We start from the raw sequence: 6400 nt of genomic DNA, 5'->3' as shown, positions 1-6400 counted from the left end.
CTCCCCTCCCTAGGACCGAAGAATGTCCGAAGAACGTCCGAAGAAACACCGAAGAAACCATGGAGCAGAAAAGGACCGGAAAAGACGCAGTCTGAAAGAATAGAGGAGAACGGGATTTTCGGGAAGAGGATATAATATGTAAATAATTATGATTACGCCCTCACCAATCTTGCATGCAAAGGAGACAGGGGATTAAAATAGGTAAAGTCAAAACAAGAAAAGGATAATGAAATGATAAATATTAGACACGGATTTACACGTTTTTTTTCTTAAAGGATCCGTGAAATCCATGTAATCCGTGCCTAAAAGAGAGTGAGATAGATTTGACACATCTTCGACAACTTCTTTTCTCGCCATTCAATGCTGTTTGACTATAAATATAAAAGCCGTGCGTCGATTCAGATATTTTTTCCCGAAAACGCCTAAACATCGTTTTCTTTTGCTATTTTTGCATTTTGTAATGCTCAGATTAGAATGAAAACAGAACCAACAACATATAACTTGCTAAACAACATTACATTCCCCGAAGATTTACGCCAACTCAGCGTGGACCAGCTTCCCGAAGTCTGTAAAGAGCTGAGGCAAGACATTATCGAGAAGGTTTCGTGCAATCCAGGACACTTTGCCGCCAGCCTGGGAATGGTGGAACTGACTGTAGCCCTGCATTACGTATTCAACACCCCTTACGACCGCATCGTATGGGACGTGGGGCATCAGGCATACGGTCACAAGATAGTGACCGGACGCCGCAAAGCATTCTCCACCAACCGAAAATTCAAAGGCATACGTCCTTTCCCCTCACCGGAAGAGAGCGAATATGACACTTTCGCCTGCGGACATGCGTCGAATTCCATCTCGGCAGCCCTCGGCATGGCTGTGGCGGCAGCCCGAAAGGGTGAGAAAGAACAGCATGTAGTGGCCGTCATAGGCGACGGAAGCATGAGCGGCGGCTTGGCCTTCGAGGGGCTGAACAACGTATCATCCACCCCGAACAACCTGATTATCATACTGAACGACAACGACATGTCAATAGACCGGAGCGTGGGTGGCATGAAGCAATACCTCTTCAACCTGACCACCAGCAACCGCTACAACCAACTACGCTTCAAGTTGTCACAACTGCTGTTCAAGATGGGGCTACTGAACGAGGAACGCCGCAAGGCACTCATCCGCTTCTCCAATAGCCTGAAATCCATCGCCGCCCAGCAGCAGAACATCTTCGAGGGGATGAATATCCGCTACTTCGGCCCCATCAACGGGCACGACGTAAAAAACATAGCCCGTGTCCTGCGAGACATCAAAGACATGCAAGGACCTAAAATCCTGCATCTGCACACCGTCAAAGGAAAAGGATTTGAGCCGGCGGAGAAGAACCCGGAAATCTGGCACGCGCCGGGCAAGTTTGACCCGGAGACGGGGGAACGCATACAGGCAGACACCGGCAACCTGCCTCCCCTCTTCCAGGATGTGTTCGGCGAGACACTCGTCGAGCTGGCGAAACAGAACCCGAAGATTATCGGCGTAACGCCTGCCATGCCCACGGGATGCTCCATGAACAAGCTGATGAAAGCAATGCCCGACCGCGCTTTCGACGTGGGTATCGCCGAAGGTCACGCCGCCACCTTCTCCGGCGGAATGGCCAAAGAGGGAATGCAGCCTTTCTGCAACATCTACTCCTCGTTCATGCAACGGGCATACGACAACGTGATACACGATATCGCCCTGTTGCGGCTACCGGTGGTGCTGTGCCTCGACCGTGCCGGACTGGTGGGCGAAGACGGACCGACCCATCACGGCGTATTCGACCTTGCCTTTTTCCGTCCCATCCCCAACCTGACCATCTCTTCCCCAATGGACGAGCACGAACTGCGCCGCCTGATGTACACAGCGCAACTGCCCGGCAAAGGACCGTTCGTCATCCGCTACCCTCGCGGACGGGGCGTGTTGCAAGACTGGAAGTGCCCGCTGGAAGAGATTCCGGTAGGCAAAGGACGAAAACTGAAAGCGGGAAACGACATCGCCGTAGTGACCATCGGCCCGATAGGGAACGTCGCCGCAAAAGCCATCGAACGGGCTGAAAAAGAGCGGAGCATCTCCATCGCCCACTACGACCTGCGCTTCCTGAAACCGCTGGACGAAGAACTGCTGCACGAAGTGGGACGCAATTTCCGGAAAGTAATCACCATCGAAGACGGCGTACGACAGGGCGGCATGGGCAGTGCCGTGCTGGAGTTCATGGCAGACCACGGATATACCCCGCTGGTGCAACGCATCGGCGTGCCCGACACCTTTATCGAGCACGGCAGCATGCAAGAACTGCACCACCTGTGCGGGACGGATGAAGAGGGAATTTTTAATCAGTTGACAGTTGATAATTGACAATTATCAACTGTCAACTATCAACTGTCAATTTCAATTAACGAAATGAAGATAATTATCGCAGGTGCCGGCGCGGTAGGCACACATTTGGCAAAGCTGCTCTCTTACGAGAAGCAAGACATCATCCTGATGGACGACAGCGAAGAGAGGCTGAGCACACTCAGCACCAACTTCGACCTGATGACAGTCGTGGCCTCTCCGACCTCCATCAATGGATTACGGGAAGTGAGGGCAAACGAAGCCGACCTGTTCATCGCCGTCACCCCTGACGAGAGCCGGAACATGACCGCATGCATGCTTGCCTCCAACCTGGGAGCGCAAAAGACCGTGGCACGCATCGACAACTACGAATACCTGCTGCCTAAAAACAAAGAGTTCTTCCGGAAACTGGGAGTGGATTCACTGATTTATCCGGAAATGCTCGCCGCCAAGGAGATTGTATCATCCGTGCGCATGAGCTGGGTGCGCCAATGGTGGGAGTTCTGCGGAGGCGCATTGGTACTGATAGGTACCAAGATGCGCGAGAAGGCAGAAATACTGGACATCCCGCTCTACCAGTTGGGCGGGCCTGACCTGCCCTATCACGTGGTGGCCATCAAGCGGGGCAACGAAACCATGATTCCCCGCGGAGACGACTCCATACACCTGCACGACATCGTCTATTTCACCACCACCCGCAAGTACGTGCCCTATATACGCAAGATAGCCGGCAAAGAAGACTATGCCGACGTGCGCAACGTAATGATCATGGGAGGCAGCCGCATTGCCGTGCGCACCGCCCAGTACGTGCCCGACTACATGCAAGTGAAAATCATAGAAAACGACCTGAACCGTTGCAACCGGCTGACCGAACTGCTGGACGACCACACCATGATTATCAACGGCGACGGGCGCGACATGGACCTGCTGGTGGAAGAGGGACTGAAGAACACGGAAGCTTTCGTGGCACTGACCGGTAACTCGGAGACCAACATCCTCGCCTGCCTTGCCGCCAAACGCATGGGCGTGAGCAAGACGGTGGCAGAAGTGGAGAACATCGACTACATCGGCATGGCAGAGAGTCTGGATATCGGGGCCGTCATCAACAAGAAGATGATTGCCGCCGGACACATCTACCAGATGATGCTGGATGCCGACGTGAGCAACGTCAAGAGCCTTGCCTTCGCCAACGCCGAAGTCGCGGAATTCACCGTAAAGGAAAAGTCAAGAATCACCCGCCATCCGGTGAAGGATCTGGGACTGCCGAAAGGAACCACCATTGGCGGACTGATACGCAACGGCGAGGGAGTAGTGGTGACGGGAAATACAGTCATCCTGCCGGGCGACCACGTAGTGGTGTTCTGCCTGAGCATGATGATTAAGAAGATAGAGAAATTCTTTAATTAAAGAAGTTAAAGGAGTTAAAGCCGATACTCCTGTTAATCATTAGTCACTAACAAAACTATCGGCTTTAACTCCTAACGGAGCGAAGCGCAGTGACAACTCCTTCAACTCCTCCTAACTCCCCCAAAATAAGAAATATGATACACAAGAAAATGACCTATACGGTGCTTGGCCACCTCTTATGGATAGAGACTGTCATGATGCTGATATGTGCAGGTGTCTCATTGTTCTATAAAGAAGACGATTTGCATGCCTTCCTCTATTCAATAGGACTCACCGCCGGTTGCGGCACGGTGTTGCTGGCACTTGGCAAAGGGTACGAACGGCAATTGACACGGCGCGACGGCTATTTAGTCGTCTCATTGGCATGGGTCGTATTCTCCCTCTTCGGCATGTGGCCTTTCTACCTGAGTGGCTACATACCCGACCTGACAAACGCTTTCTTTGAAACCATGTCGGGAGTGAGCAGTACGGGAGCCACCATACTGGATGACATAGAAGCCCTGCCACACGGACTGCTGTTCTGGCGTAGCATGACACAATGGATAGGCGGATTGGGAATCATCCTCTTCACCATCGCCGTACTGCCCATCTTCGGCATCAATGGCGTACAGGTATTCGCCGCCGAGGCCAGCGGCCCCACACACGACAAAGTGCACCCGCGCATCGGCATCACCGCCCGATGGATATGGATCCTCTACACCGGGCTGACGCTGACTGCCACACTTCTTCTCGCTTTGGGCGGGATGAGTTGGTTCGACAGCATCTGCCATGCCTTTGCCGCCACCGGCACCGGAGGATTCTCTACACGGACGGCAAGCATAGCCTACTATCATTCGCCCTACATCGAATATGTGCTGTCTGTCTTCATGTTCATTTCGGGCATCAACTTCACCCTGCTGTTGCTTTTCGTCACCGGACGGTTCAAGAAGAGTCTGGGCGACGCCGAACTGAAATTCTATTGCAGTTGCGTAGCCGGATTCACTCTGGGCATCACCATCATCCTCTGCCTGAAAACCCCGATGGATGTGGAAACCGCCTTCCGCACTTCGCTCTTCCAAGTGATTTCGATACAGACTTCTACAGGATTCGCCACCAACGACTATATGACGTGGCCCGCCTTGGCTTGGGGAATAGCACCCCTGCTGATGTTGATAGGCGCTTGTGCAGGCAGTACATCGGGAGGCATGAAGTGCATCCGTCTCGTCATCCTGCAACGCATCACCAAAAACGAGTTCAAGCGCCTGCTTCATCCCAACGCCGTGTTGCCCATACGCCTGAACAAGCAAATCATTCCCCCCACCCTGCAATCCACCGTACTGGCTTTCACGTTTCTTTTCTGTCTGATAGCGTTTGCCGGTATATTGATCTTGCTGGCACTAGACATTCCGTTTACCGAAGCGATAGGGGTCGTAGTATCAAGCCTTGGCAATACCGGCCCCGGATTGGGAGCCTTCGGCCCCGCCTTCTCATGGAACGCACTGCCTGATGTGGCCAAATGGCTGTCAGCCATCCTGATGCTGTTAGGCCGTTTGGAACTGTTCACCGTATTATTGCTCTTTACGCCGGACTTCTGGAAACGGAACTGAAAAATGCGGCTCAATGTATCCATCCGAGCACGCACTTTCATCCCATTTAAGACATGTCTTTATCTTTCAGACACGAATGACGGTGAGGAGCCAGCTTTCATTTTTTATCAGACAAAGGAGGCATCCGCATTATCCGCACCTAAAAAAGCAGCGCATTTTTATGAAAATCCCTGCCTGAAGGCAACTGGAACACTTGCAAGTCGAATTCGGGAATGATGGCCAGCACATGGTCGAAGACATCGGCCTGCACGCCTTCGTAGGGAACCCACTCCTTGATGGCACTGAAGAAATAGAGCTCTATGGGAATGCCACGATCGGTAGGCTGAAGCTGACGCACCATACAGGACAGCTCTTTGTTGACGGTGGGAAGGCTCTTCAGATAGGCGGTGAGATAGGCACGGAACACGCCCAGATTGGTCTGGCGACGCCCGTTGACCAGGATGGAATTGTCAATGCTGTGCTCCTCGTTATACGCTCTTATCACCTGTTCCGTCTGCTCCACATACTCCTTCAGCAGCTGAATCTTGCGGTACTTCTCCAACATTTCGGGCGTGCAGAACTTCACACTGGTCATGTCGATATTGATGCTGCGCTTCACCCGCCGCCCGCCGCTCTCCTGCATACCTCGCCAGTTCTGAAAGGAATCGCTGACAAGCAAGTAAGGGGGAATGGTCGTAATGGTATTGTCCCAATTGCGCACCTTCACGGTGTTCAGCGTAACCTCTATCACCGTTCCGTCGGCACCATACTTAGGCATGGCAATCCAGTCGCCCACCTTCAACATATCGTTGGCCGAAAGCTGAACGCCGGAGACAAAGCCCATGATGCTGTCTTTGAACACCAGCATCAGTATGGCGGCCGAAGCACCCAATCCGGCCAGCAGAGAGAGTGGGTCGCGCCCTATCAGCTCGCCCACTATGACGATGCCACCCACCAGCCACAGGATGACTTGCAAGGTCTGCAACAAGCCTTTCAGCGGACGGTCGCGAAACTGCTCCATCTCGCTATACACGCAGTAGATGGCCTTCAGAAAGGCATTGACAAAGTTC

4 protein-coding genes are annotated in these 6400 nt (G+C 52.8%); 3 read left to right on the top strand and 1 reads right to left on the bottom strand.

Going from position 1 to position 6400, the window contains the following annotated elements; genetic code table 11:
* The first annotated feature begins 474 nt into the window (after positions 1 to 474).
* The 3 genes from dxs to K2G43_RS13135 all read left to right on the top strand — a co-directional run bounded on the left by dxs (position 475) and on the right by K2G43_RS13135 (position 5351).
* Positions 475 to 2379 carry a 1-deoxy-D-xylulose-5-phosphate synthase gene (dxs, locus tag K2G43_RS13145; RefSeq protein ID WP_300155992.1) on the top strand — a complete coding sequence of 635 codons (1905 nt, stop codon included), beginning with the start codon at positions 475 to 477 and terminating at the stop codon, positions 2377 to 2379.
* Positions 2380 to 2424: 45 nt separating this feature from the next.
* Positions 2425 to 3765, top strand: a complete 1341-nt coding sequence (trkA, locus tag K2G43_RS13140) for a Trk system potassium transporter TrkA (protein ID WP_300155989.1) — start codon at positions 2425 to 2427, stop codon at positions 3763 to 3765.
* Between the two features lie 134 nt (positions 3766 to 3899).
* Positions 3900 to 5351 carry a TrkH family potassium uptake protein gene (locus K2G43_RS13135; RefSeq protein WP_297642065.1) on the top strand — a complete coding sequence of 484 codons (1452 nt, stop codon included), beginning with the start codon at positions 3900 to 3902 and terminating at the stop codon, positions 5349 to 5351.
* Positions 5352 to 5490: 139 nt separating this feature from the next.
* Here K2G43_RS13135 and K2G43_RS13130 read toward each other — a convergent pair.
* Positions 5491 to 6400 (bottom strand): mechanosensitive ion channel domain-containing protein (locus tag K2G43_RS13130; protein WP_300155985.1); only part of this gene is annotated, 910 nt, incomplete at its 5' end.

This window comes from Bacteroides sp. (assembly GCF_029057325.1).
Lineage (GTDB): Bacteria > Bacteroidota > Bacteroidia > Bacteroidales > Bacteroidaceae > Bacteroides.
The sequence above is the reverse complement of the archived record's forward strand: the minus strand, read 5'-3'. Positions and strand labels throughout refer to the sequence as shown.

Bases quoted from the DNA above. Each gene is read 5' to 3' on its own strand.
- K2G43_RS13135 (WP_297642065.1), top strand. From the start codon at position 3,900: ATGATACACAAGAAAATGACCTATACGGTGCTTGGCCACCTCTTATGG.
- trkA (WP_300155989.1), top strand. From the start codon at position 2,425: ATGAAGATAATTATCGCAGGTGCCGGCGCGGTAGGCACACATTTGGCA.
- dxs (WP_300155992.1), top strand. From the start codon at position 475: ATGAAAACAGAACCAACAACATATAACTTGCTAAACAACATTACATTC.